The organism is Ruegeria spongiae (assembly GCF_023502395.1).
GTDB lineage: Bacteria > Pseudomonadota > Alphaproteobacteria > Rhodobacterales > Rhodobacteraceae > Ruegeria_C > Ruegeria_C spongiae.
The window spans coordinates 1-1,105 of the sequence record NZ_JAMFMB010000080.1 but is presented as its reverse complement, the minus strand read 5'-3'; the positions used below and the strand labels follow the sequence as shown (position 1 = coordinate 1,105).

The 1,105-nt window shown below is 65.5% G+C and carries 2 protein-coding genes; both read left to right on the top strand.

What is annotated here, in order from left to right; translation table 11 throughout:
* Positions 1-748, top strand: a 748-nt coding sequence (locus tag M3P21_RS22310; protein ID WP_249713708.1) for a 2-hydroxyacid dehydrogenase, incomplete at its 5' end; no start/stop codon positions are given.
* Between the two features lie 31 nt (positions 749-779).
* The coding region (locus M3P21_RS22305) for an aldolase/citrate lyase family protein (RefSeq protein WP_249713707.1) at positions 780-1,105 on the top strand (326 nt) is incomplete at its 3' end.

Below are 1,105 nucleotides of genomic sequence, written 5' to 3'. Positions count from 1 at the left end.
TTACGGCGTCGGCTACAGCCATATCTGCGAGCCCGCCGCCCGCAGCCTGGGCGTGACGGTCACCAACACGCCCGACGTGCTGTCGGAATGCACCGCCGATCTGGCGATGACGCTTCTCTTGATGGTCGCGCGCCGCGCTGGCGAAGGCGAGCGCGAGGTCCGCTCCGGCAGTTGGACCGGCTGGCGTCAGACCCATCTGGTCGGCACCAAGGTCAGCGGCAAGGTGCTGGGCATCGTGGGCTTTGGCCGGATCGGCCAGGAACTGGCGCGGCGCGCTCATCACGGCTTTGGCATGAAAATTCTGGTGCAGAACCGCAGCAGGCTGGACCCGGCCCTGCTGGCCCGGTTCGGCGCCGAGCAGGTCGACGACCTCGACGCGCTGCTGCCGCGCTGCGACTTCGTCTCGCTGCACTGCCCCGGCGGGGCGGCGACCCGGCACCTGATCAACGGACGCAGGCTGGAGCTGATGAAGCCCGGCGCCTATCTGATCAACACCGCCCGCGGCGAGGTCATCGACGAGTTCGCCCTGATCCAGGCCCTCAAATACGACCTGATCGGCGGCGCCGCGCTGGATGTCTTTGACGGCGAACCCAGGATCAGCCCCGACCTGCTGCATTGCGACAATCTCGTCATGCTGCCGCATCTGGGCAGCGCCACACGCGAGGCGCGTGAAGCCATGGGCTTTCGCGTGCTCGACAACCTCGCCGACTTCTTCACCGGCCGCGATCCGCGCGACCGGGTGATCTGATGCAGACCTTCAAGACCAGGACCTCCAAACCATGAGCTTTCATCCCATCGAACCGGCGCCCGCGCGCCTTAACCGCAGCGAATTGGCCGTACCGGGCAGCCAGCCCGGCATGTTCGAAAAGGCCGCGCAATCGGATGTCGACGTGATCTTCCTCGATCTCGAAGACGCCGTTGCGCCCGACGAAAAGGAACAGGCGCGCAGGAATATCATCCAGGCCCTGAACGAGATCGACTGGGGCACCAAGACCCTGTCGGTGCGCATCAACGGGCTGGACACCCATTACATGTACCGCGATGTGGTCGATGTGGTCGAACAGGCTGGCGACCGGCTGGACCTGATCATGATCCCCAAGGTGGG